Raw genomic sequence first — 13936 nt, forward strand, 5'->3', positions numbered from 1 at the left:
GCGGTCAGGCCGGATCCGGCTCGTCGTCGAGGGGGACGGGAATCGACTGTTCGAACACGTCGGCCGGATCGGCGTCCCACGTATCGCGGGCGACGCTCTCGGCAATCTCCTGGTCGATGACGCCGTCCTGATCGAGTCCGTCGTCGACGTAGCCTGCGTCGTCCGGGTAGGCGGGCGTGGACTGTTCGGCCAGGTCGGCCTCCGGAACGGCATTCATCTCGGTGGACGTGCTGCGATCGGTCATCGTGCGCTCCTCTCCGCAGTGGGTCTCGGTCGGGGCGTACCCAGTTGTGGCGCGCCACAATCAAGGCGGACAACAGTCCAGCACTGTCGAGCATGCGCCAGGTCCGGTCACCGAGCAACCCCGCGGCGTCCGGTTACTCGCCGTCGAGCGCCCCGGTGCCGTTGGCCGGATATTCGACAAGCGCGAGCGTGCGGCCGGCCATGAATCGTGCGGTCCGCACCGGTGTCCCGGTCCGCGTCACCTCGCTGACTTCCACCACACCGCGTGCGATGCGTACCTCGACTCGGCGCCCCGCGCGGGTGGCGGCGACTTCATAACTGCGAGACCCGTCACCGAAGTCGACAACGATCTCTACTCGATCACCCTTCATCTACCAATTGTCCGCTTTTCCAGCGCTTTTCGCGGTCACGACTTGGTCGCGGCGCAGGCAGGAGGGCGGGTACCGATGAATCCCGCTGCGCCGCACCGTCTGCACAAGAGGAGCCGTCCGCACCTGCCCAGGAGAACCCATGAACCCGGAATTCGATTTCGAACCGGCCGCCACCGCACTCGAGGCCGTAGTCGTCCGCATCACCGATGAACAGCTCGCCAACGAGACGCCGTGCGCGGATACCACCGTGCGCGACCTGCTCGCGCACGTCGTCGACCTGACCGAGGCGTTCCGCCAGGCCGCGACGAAGGAGGCGGTCGGCGGGTCGGTCGCACCCACCGTGGGGGAGGAGCGCGCGCTGGCCGGCGATTGGCGCTCGCGCATTCCCGCGCAACTGAAGGCGCTGGTTTCCGCGTGGCGCGAGCCGGGCGCCTGGGACGGCGTGACGGAGGCGGGCGGGGTCAGTGAGCAGGCGCCGGTGATGGCCATGATCGCGCTGGACGAGCTGGTCGTGCACGGGTGGGATCTGGCCGAGGCCACCGGTCAGCCGTTCAGTGCGACGGCCACCGATCTCGCCATCCTGCTCGACATGCTCCGCGAGACCCCGCCCGAGGGCACCCCTGGACTCTTCGGCCCGGTGCTCCCGGTTCCCGCCGAGGCTTCCGCGCTCGACCGGGTGCTCGCGCTCACCGGTCGCAGCCCCGCCTGGGCCGGGTAGCGCGGCTCACTGTTCGCCGGTGACGAATATGCCTGCGCTGACCGCGTTTACGGCGGCACGGGCGGCGGACGTCGCGGCGTGATCATCGATCGGGTCGCCGCTGGCGAGCAGGCGGTAGTACAGCGGGGCGGACACCGCCGAGAGCACGGCGCGGGGATCGGTGCCTGCGGGCGCCTCGCCGCGTTCGACGGCCCGTTCGATGCAGGGTGACCATTCGGCGAGCCGGATGTCGTAGAAGCGGCGCAGGGCGGCAGCGGCGGCCTCGTCACAGGTGGCCGCGGCGATCACGGCCTGAAAGAGCCTGCCCTGCCGGGGATCGGTCAAGGTTTCGGCGACCAGGCGCGCATTGGCGGTGAGGTCACCGAGCAGCGATCCGGTGTCGGCGTGCGGCAGCGACTGCTCGGCCATGTCGGCCAGCAGGTCGGTGACCAGACCGGTGGGGTTGCGCCAGCGGCGGTAGACGGTGGTCTTGCCGACCTCGGCGGCGGCCGCGACCTCGGCGAGGTCCAGGTGCGCGAAACCGCGCTCGGCGAGTAGGTCGCCCGCGACGTGCAACACGGATTCACGCACCCGAGCGGTGCGTCCACCAGGGCGGATCGAGCCGGGAACCGCCTCGTCTCCAGTCATAATGGGTCTCCAGTTTCATTTAGCGCCGATCGGGTGTACCGTTCGACGTGTTAACGGAACTATAGACCCTTTAGGAGTCACAATGGAGTACCGGCGGCTTGGTGCATCAGGTCTGCACGTTCCGGCTCTGAGCTTCGGCGCAGGCACCTTCGGTGGACGCGGCGAACTGTTCAGCGCCTGGGGCGACACCGATGCCGAGCAGGCGCGGCGGTTGGTCGACATCAGCCTGGAGGCGGGTGTCACCATGTTCGACACCGCCGATGTCTACTCCGATGGCGCCTCGGAGGAGGTACTCGGCGCGGCCATCAAGGGCAGGCGCGATCAGCTGCTCATCTCCACCAAGGCCTCGCTGCCCACCGGCCCGGGTCCGACGCAGGCCGGTTCCGGCCGCGCCCGGCTGGTCGGCGCGGTGGAAGCCTCGCTGCGCAGACTCGGCACCGACTACATCGACCTGTTCCAGCTGCACGCCTTCGACGCGGGCACACCCGTCGAGGAAGTTGTTGCCGCACTCGATGATCTGGTGCGCGCGGGCAAGATCCGCTACCTCGGCGCCTCCAACTTCGCCGGCTGGCAGCTGATGAAATCCCTTGCCGCGGCGGACAAGCACGGGCTCACCCGCTACGTCGCGCACCAGGTGTACTACTCGCTCGTCGGCCGCGACTACGAGTGGGAGCTCATGCCGCTCGGTCAGGATCAGGGCGTCGGCGCGGTGGTCTGGAGCCCGCTCGGCTGGGGCAGGCTGACCGGCAAAATCCGGCGCGGCCAACCCCTTCCGGACGGCAGCCGGTTGCACCAGACCGCCGCTGCGGGCCCGCCGGTCGACGACGACAAGCTCTACGACGTGGTCGACGTTCTCGACGAGCTCGCCGCCGAGACCGGTAAGACCGTCCCGCAGATCGCCCTCAACTGGCTGCTGCGCCGCCCCACCGTCGCCACCGTCATCGTCGGCGCCCGCAACGAGGACCAGCTACGCCAGAACCTCGGCGCCATCGGCTGGGAACTCACCCCCGACCAAATCGCCCGCTTGGACAAGGCCAGCGCCACCACCCCGCCCTACCCCTACTACCCGTACTACCGACTCGCCGACTTCACCCGCCTCAATCCTCCTGCGGTGTAGCCGAACCCGTGCGTCGTTCAGTAGACGTCGCGGACGTAGCGCTTCTGGGCGACCAGTTGCTTGCGGAAGGCGAGGGCGCCCGCTTCGTCGAGGTTGCCGTGGACGCGGGCGATGCGCAGCAGCGCCTCGTCCACGTCCTTCGCCATCCTGGTCGCGTCGCCGCAGACGTAGAGGTGGGCGCCGTCGCACAGCCAGGACCACAGCTCGGCGCCGTGCTCGATCATGCGGTGCTGCACGTAGATCCGCTCCCGCTGGTCGCGGGAGAAGGCCAGGTCGAGGCGGGTGAGGAAGCCGGAACGGAACATGTCTTCCAGTTCGGTCCGGTAATAGAAGTTGCGTGCGGCGTGCTGTTCGCCGAAGAACAGCCAGTTGCGGCCGGTGCAGCCGAGCGCCCGACGCTCCTGCAGGAAGCCGCGGAACGGCGCGATGCCGGTGCCGGGCCCGACCATGATCATCGGGGCGGTCGGGTCGGCGGGCGGGCGGAAGTGCGGTGCGCGCTGCAGGAAGATCGGCACGGCGGTGGGGCCGGTGCCCGCTCGATCGGCGAGGAAGGTCGAGCAGACGCCGCCGCGCCGGGCCGCCGATCCGGTGGCGGCGGGATCGCCGTAGCGCACCACGCCGACGGTCAGCTGCACCTCGTCGGGGCTGACCAACGGGCTCGACGAGATCGAATACTGGCGCGGCTGCAGCTTTTTCAGTATGCCGAGCCAGTCGACCAGATCGGCCCGCACCGGGAAGTCGCGCAGCACGTCCACGGCCTGCCGGTCCCACAGGTAGTTGTCGAGTTCGATCCGGTTGTCTCGCCGCAGCAGTTTGGCCAGCCGGGTGTTCGGGTTGCGTTCGGCGATGAAGGTGAGCAGGTCGTTGCTCACCTTGCTGATGTCGTAGTGCGTGCGCAACGCCTCGGCCAGCGATAGTTCGCGATCGTCGACCTCGATGATCCGGCGGCCGTCGAGTCCGGCGCCGGCCAGCCACTCGTCCACCAGCGCCGTGTCGTTGGTCGGCCAGACGCCCAGCGAGTCTCCGACCTCGTAGTCGGCTTCCAGCCCGCGCAGATCGAAGCCGAACTGCCGCACCTCTTTCGGCGAGTCGCTGAGGGTGAGCGGCTCGTTGCGCACCAGTGCCGCGGGAACCGGCGCGTGCCGCGTGAACGGCGCGATCTCCCGGCGGGTCCGCCCCGGCGCGGGCGCGGTCGCGCGGGTGAGCACCGCCGTCATGGTGCCACCGCGACTGGGCACCGGGCCTTTCGCGGGCGGACCCGGATCGGATTCCGGTGCAGCGCTGGCCAAGCCCTCGCCGAGCAGTGCCACGATCGCATCGAGCCAGCGCTCGGCGGGCTCCAGGAAATCCGGCTCGCAGTCGACGCGGTCGAGCAGCCGCACCGCACCGTATTCGGCGAACCGTTCATCCAATTTGCGGCCGTGCCCGCAGAAGTCGTCGTAGGAGGAGTCGCCCAGGGCGAACACTGCATAGCGCACGCCGGTGAGGCGAATCGCATTGCTGTCCAGGTGGTTCCAGAAGTCGGCGCCGTTGTCCGGTGGTCCGCCGTCGCCGAAGGTGCTGCTGATCACCAGCACGTCGCCGGTCAACGCGTCCACCGCGCACGAGTCCATGTCGAGCAGCCGTGGCGCGAAGCCACATTCGGTGAGCCGCGCGGCCACCGTCGCGGCGAGCTCCTCCGCCGTCCCGGTCTGCGAGGCCCACAGCACGGTCACCGGATGGGCGCTCGCCGCCTCGGGTGCCCCGGCGCGGGAGTACATGCCTGCCAGCACGCCATCGATCCAGATCCTGCTCTGCGCGGACATCGGCGCGGCGGCGGGCAGCACAGGTTGCCCGGTCACCGGAACCGCCTGTAGCGCGGCGAGGTACCCGCTGAGGTAGATCCGCTCGGTCTCGGTGAGCATCGGGGTCACGGCGGCGTCCAGCCCGAACATGGCGGCCAACGGATGCGCGGCGGCCATCGCGGGCGTCGGCACCGCGGGCGAGTGCGGTGTATCGGCCTCCGGCACCGCCACTCGGCGTAGCGACACGGCACAGGCCTTGAACTCCGGTTGCAGCGAATCCGGATCGACGGCGTCGTTGGTGACCGCGTTGATCGTCAGATATTCACCGTGCTCGTCGTTCCAGTGGAACGGCGCGAAGCAGTCACCGGGCCGGACCCGGTCGCTGATCTGCACCGGCAGCACGGCCCGCCCACGCCGCGAGGCGATTTCGAGCTGGTCGCCCGCGCGCACCCCGAGCCGCTCGGCGTCGGCCGGATGCACCTCGACGAACGGCTGCCCGTTCAACTTGTTCAGCTTGTCGATCTTGCCGGTCTTGGTCATCGTGTGCCATTGGTGCTGCAGCCGACCGGTATTGAGGACGAACGGGAAGTCGTCGTCGGGCAGTTCCGCGGGTGGCAGGTGCGGGCGCGGCCAGAACACGGCGCGCCTGCTCGGGGTGGCGAACGCCAGCCTCGGCCGATGACCGGCCGCGTCGACGTGCAGCGTCTGGCTGACTCCGTCGTTGAGATAGCGAATCGGATTGCGCGCGCCGGCGCCTTCGGGGCACGGCCACTGCATCGGCCCTTCCCTGAGTCGCTCGAAATCCATGCCGCGCAGGTCATATCCGGTCGCGGGGTTGGCGAACTGCTTGATCTCGGCGAAAACCTCGGCGCTGGAGGCGAAGTCGAAACCGGGGAAGCCCATCGCGGTGGCCACCTGCGCGATCAGCAGCCAGTCCGGTCGGGTATCGCCGATCGGATCGACCGAGCGCTGTAGCAGCGTGACGTTGCGTTCCGAATTCACCATCACCGCATCGGCTTCGGCCCACAGCGTGGCGGGCAGCAGCAGGTCGGCGTAGGCGTTGGTGGCGGTTTCGGCGTACGCGTCCTGCGCGATCACCAGTTCGGCCGCCTCCAGCCCGTCGAGCACAGTCTTGCGGTTGGCCACCGTGGCAACGGGATTCGTGCAGATGATCCAGGCGGCCTTGATGTTGCCCGCCGCCAGCTCGCGGAACATCTCGATGGTGCCAGGGCCCACCTCTTCGCGAATCGTGCCTGCCTCGAGGCCCCAGGCGGTTTCCACGAACGCGCGGTCGGCGGGGGAGAGCACGCTGCGCTGACCGGGCAGGCCGGGGCCCATGTAACCCATTTCGCGGCCGCCCATGGCATTCGGCTGTCCGGTCAGCGAGAACGGCCCGCTGCCGATGCGCCCGATGGCGCCGGTGGCCAGGTGCAGATTGCAGAGCGCGTTGGTGTTCCAGGTGCCGTGGGTGGACTGGTTGAGCCCCATCGTCCACAGCGACATCCACTCTTCGGCCGCGCCGATCCACTGTGCGGCGGTACGGATATCGGCTTCGGCGAGCCCGGTGATCTCGGCGACCCGCGCGGGCGGATAGTCCGCGAGGAACTCGGGCATCCCGGCCCAGCCCTCGGTGTGCTCGGCGATGAATTCCTGGTCTATGTCACCGTTTTCGACAAGCAGGTGCAGCAGGCCGTTCAGCAGCGCCAGGTCGGTGCCGGGCGCGATCTGCAGGAACAGGTCGGCGCGCGCCGCGGTGTCGGTGCGCCGCGGGTCGACGACGATCAGCTTGGCGCCGGCCTTGACCCGATCGACCATGCGCAAATACAGGATCGGATGACAGTCGGCCATGTTCGCGCCGATCACGAAGAACAGATCGGCGTGCTCGAAGTCGTCATAGGAGCCGGGCGGCCCGTCCGCGCCGAGCGACTGCTTGTAACCGGTACCCGCACTCGCCATGCACAGCCGCGAGTTGGCCTCGATGTGCACGGTCCGCAGGTAGCCCTTGGCCAGCTTGGTCGCCAGGTATTGCGCCTCGAGCGACATCTGCCCGGAGACGTACAGCGCGATCGCGTCGGGCCCGTGTTCGTCCAGGATCGCCCGCAACCGGTCGGCCGCCTCGCGTACGACGTCGTCGACCGGCGCCGGCACCGGCTCCTGCCCGCGTTCGGGCCGGCGGAACGCGGTCTCCATCCGGCCGGGCGCGCGCATCAGTTCCAGGTGGGTGGCGCCCTTGGTGCACAGCCTGCCCGCGTTCGCCGGGTGCAGCTTGTCCCCGCTGACCTTGGCGATCACCGGTGCCCCGTCGGCGCCGGCCCGCGTCTGCACCGTGACGCCACAACCGACGCCACAGTACGAGCATGCCGTCCGCGCGGTGCCGTCCGCGCGCGTCGTGCCTGCGTCCACCATGCCCCGATCATGGCCATCGCCGATTGCGGCGGGTTTACCGCGCGTTATCGCCAGATGACATTGCCCCTCACAGGCGGAAAAATCGCCGGTGAGGTGTGACGCAGGTCGCTGATCAGCCCAGTTTGTACGCGCGATGCAGCGCGACGATCCCGCCGGTGAGGTTGCGCCACTTCACCGAGGACCACCCGGTGCTCGCGATCCGCAGCGCCAGTTGCCGCTGGTTCGGCCAGGCGCGGATCGATTCGGCAAGGTAGACGTAGGCGTCCGGATTGCTGCTGACCGCGCGCGCCACCTTCGGCAGCGCCTTCATCAGGTACTCCATGTACACGGTGCGGAAACCCGGCACGACCGGCGTGGAGAACTCGGCGATGACCAGCCTGCCGCCCGGCTTGGTGACCCGCAGCATCTCGCGCAGCGCGCCCTCGGTATCGGAGATATTGCGCAGCCCGTAGGAGATCGTCACCCCGTCGAACGAGTCGTCGGCGAACGGCAGCGCCAGCGCGTCGGCCGCCACCATCGGCACCTTGCGGTGCCTGCCTGCGGCGAGCATGCCCTGGGAGAAGTCGGCGGCCAGGCACCAGGCGCCGGATTTCGCCAGATCGACCGTGGAGACCCCGGTGCCCGCCGCGAGGTCGAGAATCCGCTCGCCCGGCCGCGGCGCCAGCGCCTTGCGCACCGCCCAGCGCCAGTAGCGATCCTGACCGCCGGAGATCACGGTGTTGGTCAGGTCGTACCGTCGCGCGACACCATCGAACATCGTCGCAACCTCATGCGGCTGCTTGTCCAACGAGGCCCTGGTCGATTCTGTTTTCGCCACGGTTGACCCTAACTCTCGCAGCGCGGCGCGCCGAGGGAGGTAGGGAGATTGTTCGATCACATCGCACCGCGGTCGGCCGATCGGGCCGGCCTGGCGTTATGCCGTATGCGGTAGCCGCATTCGGTTACCGGTCACGTCCGCGTAGTGCCCCATCAGTTCGGTGCAGATCGCCGGCCAGGTGCGGTGCAGTACCGATTTACGTGCGGCTCCGGCGAATCGGGCTCGCAGCACCGGGTCATGTAGTGCCCCAACGGCGCTCGGCAACAGTTCGGTGAAACGGTCGACCGGGAGCAGATAACCGTTGCGACAGTGCGCGATCAAATCGCGCGGCCCGCCCGCGTCGGGGCCGATCACCGGGGTGCCGGAGGCGAGCGCTTCCTGGACGCCCTGGCAGAAGGTTTCGTGCTCGCCCGCGTGCACCATCACGTCCAGGCTCGCATACGCCTGGGCCAGGGTGTCGCCGCCGAGCTCGCCGGTGAACACGGCGGTCGGCATCATCCGCGCGAGCCGATCACGCTCCGGCCCACCGCCGACGATCACCAACTGGATATCCGGATCGTTCGCCAGCACGGCGAGCCGCTCGACGTGCTTCTCCGGCGCCAGCCGTCCGACAAAGCCGACCACCAGCTTGTCGCCGTCGAGCCAGGAGTCACGCAGTTCCGTGCGCCGGGCCTGCGGGGTGAACCGGACGATGTCCACGCCTCGTCCCCACCGGTGCACGCGCGGAATGCCGTGCTGCGCCAAATCTTCCGCGGCCGCCCTGGACGGCGCCAGCGTCCTGGTCGCGCCCTCGTGGATGCGCCGCGTCCAGGCCCAGGCCGCCCGGCTGGCCAGCGCTAGTCCGTAACTCTTGGCGAATCCGGCGACGTCGGTCTGGTACACCGCCACCGTGGGCAGATCCAGCCGCACGGCCGCGGCGAGACCGCCTGCGCCGAGCAGGAACGGCGAGGCCAGATGCACCACGTCGGCGTCGAAATCCTCGATAGCGGAGACGATCCCCGGCTGCGGCAGCCCCACCGGCAGCGAACTGATCTTCGGCACCATCACCGCGGGCACCCGATGGACCCGGAACCGCTCGTGCCAGCGCGCGGCGGGGGCCAGCCCGCGCGTGGTGTCCGGCGCGATGATCAGGGCGTCGTGGCCGTGCCGGTCCAGGTGATCGAGCACCCGGAGCACGGAGTTGACGACGCCGTTCATATTCGGCAGAAACGACTCGGCAACGATCGCTACACGCACTCTCTCAGGTTGACGGCCGGATCGCGCCGTCTCGCCACGCATGCGTGAAGGACACCTAAAGATCGAGCGAACTCCTCGGGCCGACCCCGGCTCGGTAGCTCAGCTCGCGCCCGGCCGTCGCCTGCCGAGCCGAATCAGCAGCCACAGCGTCGGCAGGGCGATCAGCCACACCACGACGATCACCGACAACGCGGGCGGAATAGCGACGCGGACGTCGCGTCCCTCCACCCGCACCAGATCGGGGTCCGCGCGGTTGTATTCGACCCGGATGCGCTCACCCGCGGTGAGATTGGTGGGGTACAGCACGCCGACCTTCGGATTGTGTGTCTCACCGTCGGGGGTCACGTACATGACCGCGGAGCGCAGCCGGCCTGCGGAGAGCACCTCGGCGCTGGCCACGCCCTTGTCCGAGCTGATCAGGTAGTCGTTGCGCCAGGCGGCCAGCACCAGGAGCACGACGAGCACGCTGATCACCGTGGCAGCCGTGAGCACGCCGATTCCGGCCCGCCGCAGGCGGATCGATCGCCGATCAGACTGCGTGGTTTCCAACACCGCAACAGGCTACCGATCGACTGGACTACCGTGTCGCGCATGTCCCGAAAATTCAGCTTCACCGTGCCTTACACCGTCCCGGTCGAAGATCTTCACCGGGCACTTACCGACGAGAAAGTCTGGCAGGCGCGGTTCGCCGACGCCGAGACCGCGACCTTGGACCTTTCGCATCCCGAGGGCGAGGGCACCATCCGCATCCACATGACCGAAAAGGCCGCGCAGGACAAGATTCCCAGCGTGGTGAGCAAGGTGCTCAAGAGCGAGCTCATGCTCTCGCGCACCGACAACTGGCAGGCGCTCAACGGCGAGGTCGCCAAGGGCACCTTCGAGGGCGAGACCGGCGGCATCGCCACCGAGATGTCGGGCACCTACGAAATGCGCTCGACCGCAGAGGGTTCCGAGATCGAGGTGGTCGGCACCGTGCAGGTGAAGGTGCCGCTGGTCGGCGGCGCCATCGAGCCGCTCGCCGAGCAGCTGCACCATCGGGTGCTCAACAGCGAGCGCAAGTTCATCGAGGAGTGGGTCGCCGCGCAGGCGACTGCCTGATCCACGTTCCGAACCTGCACCCGTCGTCCCGGCAGATACGCCGGGACGGCGGGTTTCGTTTTATTCGAAGTCCTCCGGGGAGTACTCCTTCTGCTCCACCAGCACCAGCCAGTTCCCGGAGTTGTCCCGGACGATCGCCTCGGTGCCGTAGGGGCGCTCGGCGGGCGGCTGCACGAACTCGACGCCTTTGGCGGTGAGCTCCTCGAAGGTCTTCTGGCAGTTCTCGGTGCGCAGGCCGAGCGCGCCGTGCGTGCCGTTCGCGAGTGCGCGGCGGATGGCCGCGGCCAGGTTGTCGTCCAGCGGCGGCCCGGGGATCATCAGGCCGATCTCCAGCTCCGGGTGCTGCGGGTGCGCGATGGTGACCCAGCGGAACCCGTTGTCGCCCATGGTGATGTCAGCGACCTCGACGAAGCCCAGCTTGTCGATGTACCACTGCTTCGATTCGGTCTGGTCCGTGACGTACACGGTGACGAGCGAGACGTTCGTGATCGTTGTCATGCGGCAAGGCTATGGCGGCCCCTCGACCGGATGCTTCTCGAAAATTGCTGTCTTCGCTGTATAGTCGAGTTCGGTTATTCGAGTTCGAGTATTTGGAGCGTGATGGCGGCACAGCGAGCCCGCAGAACTCCCTTGGCACTAGCCGTCCTGAGCCTGCTCAACGAGCGCCCCATGCACCCCTACGAGATGCAAGCGCTCATCAAGGACCGCCACGTCGGCCGGGTGGTGCGGGTGCGCGGCGGATCCGTCTACGACACCGTCGCCCGGCTGGCCGCGAGCGGGCTGATCGAGCCGGTCGGCACCAGCCGGGCCGGTGCGCGCCCCGAACGCACCAGTTACGAAATCACCGCCACCGGACGCGCCGAACTCGACTCGCTGCTCGACGAATACCTCGCCGAGCCGATCAACGAATATCCGCGCTTCCCGGCCGGTCTCGCGCACATCCTCAACCTGGCACCGGAGCGCGCGGCCGAACTGCTGGCCCGGCGAGCCGCGGCCTTGCGCGCCGCCTCCGCCGAGCTGACCGCTGACCTGGCCGCGGCGAAGGCGGACGGAATTCCGGAAATCGTCCTGATCGAGGGCGAACTGCAACGCGAACTACTCGACGCCGAACTGCGGTGGGTAGCGAGCGCCGCACGACGGATCGGCGACGGCGATCTGCCATGGCCGACCTGAAAGGAGTTGTGATGGAAACGAAACTGGGCCTGCCCGGCTGGCTGAAACCGATGAACCGCGTGGTGATCACGCTGAACCGACTGGGGGTAACGATCGGCACGATGCGGGTGCTCTCGGTGCCCGGCCGGGCCTCCGGCGAGCTACGGACCACCCCGGTCTCACCGCTGACCGTGCGCGGCGCGCGCTACGTCGTCGGTCACGCCAAGGCCGAGTGGGTGCGCAACGCGCGCAAAAGCTACTGGGGCATCCTGGCCGAGGGCCGCAAACGCCACCGCGTCGACCTGATCGAACTGCCCGCCGAGGAACGCGCTGCGATCCTGCACGAATTCCCGCGCGAGGTACCGCACGGTGTGCCGTTCTTCATCAAGCTCGGCCTGGTCGAGTCCGCCGACCCGGACGAGTTCGCGGCAGCGGCCCCGCGCTGCGCGGTGTTCCGCATCGAAAACCCCACGCCGGCCTAGGTTTCGCGCTTCCGGTCGCTGAGGCCGTGCATGAACACGAAACACCCCGGAATGCGCGGTGCCCCGTCGGCGAACTTGGCCTGATATTCCGAGGGCGAGACGCCGACCAGCTGGTGGAATTTGCTGCTGAACGAGCCGAGGCTGCTGTAGCCGACCAGCATGCACACCTCGGTCACCGTGACATTGGTGGAGCGCAGCAGATCCTGCGCACGCTCGATCCGCCGCTCCGCCAGGTACGCGGCCGGCGTCAGCCCGTAGACCGCGGCGAACGCCCGCAGGAAGTGATATTTGGAAACCCCTGCGGCAGCGGCCAATTCATCGAGACGGAGCGGATCGGCATACTGCCAGTCCGCGAGGTCGCGGGCCCGCCGCAGATGCGGCAGCAAATACAACGCGGGTAAGCCACCTGCTGGGTGTCCGCCCATGGCTGGAACCTGTCGTCACGAGGGCAAGGCAGGTTCAGCCTACCGGCCGGTCATGCCGACGACTCAGGGAAATAGCAGGTCGGGGGATCAGGAGAAGGGCGGCAGGTCGTCGCCGCGCATCGACATCCGCCCCGCTGCCCGCCAGGCCCGCGCGGTCAGATCCACATCCTCGTCGGTCACCAGGTTGCCCATCACCCGGACCGCGGTGCGCTGCAAGTACTTCGACCGCATCACCGGCGGCCCGCCGATCGGCACCATCCGCGGATGGGTGGCCAGCCCGGCGATCCGCCGCGCCACCGAGAAGGTCCGCCCATACTTCGCGCGCAGCAGCTCGGGCCAGATGCGGGTGAGGTCCGGCTCGTCCAGCAACCCGGCCAGCATGTGCCCGCCTTCGAGCCCGTAGTCGATGCCCTCGCCGTTCAGCGGGTTCACACAGCCCGCGGCATCGCCGACCAGCACCCAGTTGCGACCGGCCACGTTCGACACCGCACCGCCCATGGGCAGCAGCGCCGAGGCCACCGCGCGCAGCGAACCCTCGAACTCCCATTCGTCGAAGCGCAGCTTCGTGTAGTGCTCCAGCAGCGGTTTCAGCGCGATATGCGACGGACGCTGCTCGGTGGCCAGCGAGCCGACCCCGATATTGACCTCGCCGTTGCCCAGCGGAAAGACCCAGCCGTAGCCGGGTACCAGCGCGTTGTCGGCGTCGCGCAGCTCGAGGTGCGAGGTGATCCACTGGTCGTCGCTGCGGCCGGACTTGATGTAGGCGCGGGCCGCCGTGCCGTAGGCGTACTGCCGATGCCAGGTGCGGCCGAGCAGCCGCCCGATCGGCGAACGCACCCCGTCGGCGACGATGAGCGTCGTGCAGTCGATGGTGTGCGTGCCCGTCGCGGTTCGCACCGTCACACCGGTGACCCGGTCGCCGTCGCGGGTGACATCGACCACTTTGCTGCCGTCGATCATCCGCGCGCCGGACTTCACCGCGGTCTCGCGCAGCTTGTCGTCGAGTTCGGTTCGTGGGACGGCACTTCCGTATGTCGGGAACGATCCGGCGGGCCATGGCAGCAGGGCCTCCCTGCCGAAGCCGGTCATCCGCAGGCCGTGGTTGACGGTGTGCGCGCGCAGCCAATCGCCGAGCCCGAGGTGTTCCAGCTCGGCCGTCGCGCGCGGGGTCAGCCCATCGCCGCAGGTCTTGTCCCTGGGGAAGACGGCGGAGTCGAGCAGCACCACGTCGCGCCCGGCCCGCGCGGCCCAGGCGGCCGAGGCCGATCCGGCCGGACCGGCACCGACGACCAGGACCTCGGCCCTGCTGGGCAGCGCGTCCCCGCCCGCGGGAGTGACTTCCGGTGAACCCATGCGCTCAATACTTGCAGGGCAATCTTGTTCGTGTCGACGGCGGGCGCGTCAGCTGCCCCGCGGGTCGGCGCGGCGCGCGGAAAATGGTGTGCGAAGGTGTCTGATAC

The 13936-nt window shown here is 68.7% G+C and carries 15 protein-coding genes; 5 read left to right on the forward strand and 10 right to left on the reverse strand.

The features are described from left to right. Positions 1–4 precede the first annotated feature (4 nt). Together NN4_RS30520 and NN4_RS30525 are read right to left on the reverse strand one after the other, a co-directional pair. Positions 5–244 carry an Rv3202a family protein gene (locus NN4_RS30520; protein WP_147138760.1) on the reverse strand — a complete coding sequence of 80 codons (240 nt, stop codon included), beginning with the start codon at positions 242–244 and terminating at the stop codon, positions 5–7. Between the two features lie 133 nt (positions 245–377). Then, complete coding sequence (locus NN4_RS30525) at positions 378–614, reverse strand: DUF8836 family protein (RefSeq protein WP_107659518.1); 237 nt, start codon at positions 612–614, stop codon at positions 378–380. A 139-nt stretch (positions 615–753) separates the two neighbouring features. Here NN4_RS30525 and NN4_RS30530 point away from each other — a divergent pair, with 139 nt between their 5' ends. After that, the gene (locus NN4_RS30530; protein ID WP_147138762.1) at positions 754–1332 is read left to right on the forward strand and encodes a TIGR03086 family metal-binding protein; all 579 of its coding nucleotides are present in this window, start codon (positions 754–756) and stop codon (positions 1330–1332) included. Between the two features lie 6 nt (positions 1333–1338). Here the strand turns inward: NN4_RS30530 and NN4_RS30535 are convergent, their stop codons facing one another. Then, on the reverse strand, positions 1339–1959 hold the full coding sequence (locus NN4_RS30535; protein ID WP_147138764.1) for a TetR-like C-terminal domain-containing protein: 621 nt from the start codon (positions 1957–1959) through the stop codon (positions 1339–1341). Between the two features lie 82 nt (positions 1960–2041). On the opposite strand from NN4_RS30535, the gene NN4_RS30540 reads away from it, so the two are divergent. Beyond that, positions 2042–3076, forward strand: a complete 1035-nt coding sequence (locus NN4_RS30540) for an aldo/keto reductase (protein ID WP_147138766.1) — start codon at positions 2042–2044, stop codon at positions 3074–3076. 17 nt (positions 3077–3093) lie between these two features. Here the strand turns inward: NN4_RS30540 and NN4_RS30545 are convergent, their stop codons facing one another. The 4 genes from NN4_RS30545 to NN4_RS30560 form a co-directional block, all read right to left on the reverse strand. Then, the gene (locus NN4_RS30545) at positions 3094–7266 is read right to left on the reverse strand and encodes a bifunctional nitrate reductase/sulfite reductase flavoprotein subunit alpha (protein ID WP_147138769.1); all 4173 of its coding nucleotides are present in this window, start codon (positions 7264–7266) and stop codon (positions 3094–3096) included. A 112-nt stretch (positions 7267–7378) separates the two neighbouring features. Continuing rightward, on the reverse strand, positions 7379–8083 hold the full coding sequence (locus NN4_RS30550; protein WP_147138770.1) for a demethylmenaquinone methyltransferase: 705 nt from the start codon (positions 8081–8083) through the stop codon (positions 7379–7381). Between the two features lie 96 nt (positions 8084–8179). After that, positions 8180–9319, reverse strand: coding sequence for a glycosyltransferase family 4 protein (locus NN4_RS30555; protein WP_147138772.1), 1140 nt, complete (start codon positions 9317–9319; stop codon positions 8180–8182). 99 nt (positions 9320–9418) lie between these two features. Beyond that, positions 9419–9871 carry a DUF3592 domain-containing protein gene (locus tag NN4_RS30560; protein WP_147138774.1) on the reverse strand — a complete coding sequence of 151 codons (453 nt, stop codon included), beginning with the start codon at positions 9869–9871 and terminating at the stop codon, positions 9419–9421. 39 nt (positions 9872–9910) lie between these two features. Between NN4_RS30560 and NN4_RS30565 the strand changes: the two genes are divergently transcribed. Next, positions 9911–10417: a DUF2505 domain-containing protein gene (locus NN4_RS30565; RefSeq protein ID WP_147138775.1), complete on the forward strand. Its 507-nt coding sequence runs from the start codon at positions 9911–9913 to the stop codon at positions 10415–10417. Between the two features lie 60 nt (positions 10418–10477). Here the strand turns inward: NN4_RS30565 and NN4_RS30570 are convergent, their stop codons facing one another. Continuing rightward, positions 10478–10915: a VOC family protein gene (locus NN4_RS30570; RefSeq protein ID WP_147138777.1), complete on the reverse strand. Its 438-nt coding sequence runs from the start codon at positions 10913–10915 to the stop codon at positions 10478–10480. A gap of 102 nt (positions 10916–11017) precedes the next feature. Here NN4_RS30570 and NN4_RS30575 point away from each other — a divergent pair, with 102 nt between their 5' ends. Beyond that, positions 11018–11590, forward strand: coding sequence for a PadR family transcriptional regulator (locus tag NN4_RS30575; protein ID WP_147138779.1), 573 nt, complete (start codon positions 11018–11020; stop codon positions 11588–11590). Positions 11591–11601: 11 nt separating this feature from the next. Continuing rightward, the gene (locus NN4_RS30580; RefSeq protein ID WP_147138781.1) at positions 11602–12051 is read left to right on the forward strand and encodes a PNPOx family protein; all 450 of its coding nucleotides are present in this window, start codon (positions 11602–11604) and stop codon (positions 12049–12051) included. On the opposite strand, the gene NN4_RS30585 is transcribed toward NN4_RS30580, so the two are convergent. Then, positions 12048–12476 carry a helix-turn-helix transcriptional regulator gene (locus tag NN4_RS30585; RefSeq protein ID WP_147138783.1) on the reverse strand — a complete coding sequence of 143 codons (429 nt, stop codon included), beginning with the start codon at positions 12474–12476 and terminating at the stop codon, positions 12048–12050. The genes NN4_RS30580 and NN4_RS30585 overlap by 4 nt on opposite strands. A gap of 87 nt (positions 12477–12563) precedes the next feature. Further along, on the reverse strand, positions 12564–13829 hold the full coding sequence (locus NN4_RS30590; protein WP_147138785.1) for a geranylgeranyl reductase family protein: 1266 nt from the start codon (positions 13827–13829) through the stop codon (positions 12564–12566). Between the last annotated feature and the right edge of the window lie 107 nt (positions 13830–13936).

It is taken from the genome of Nocardia ninae NBRC 108245, assembly GCF_007990755.1.
GTDB lineage: Bacteria > Actinomycetota > Actinomycetes > Mycobacteriales > Mycobacteriaceae > Nocardia > Nocardia ninae.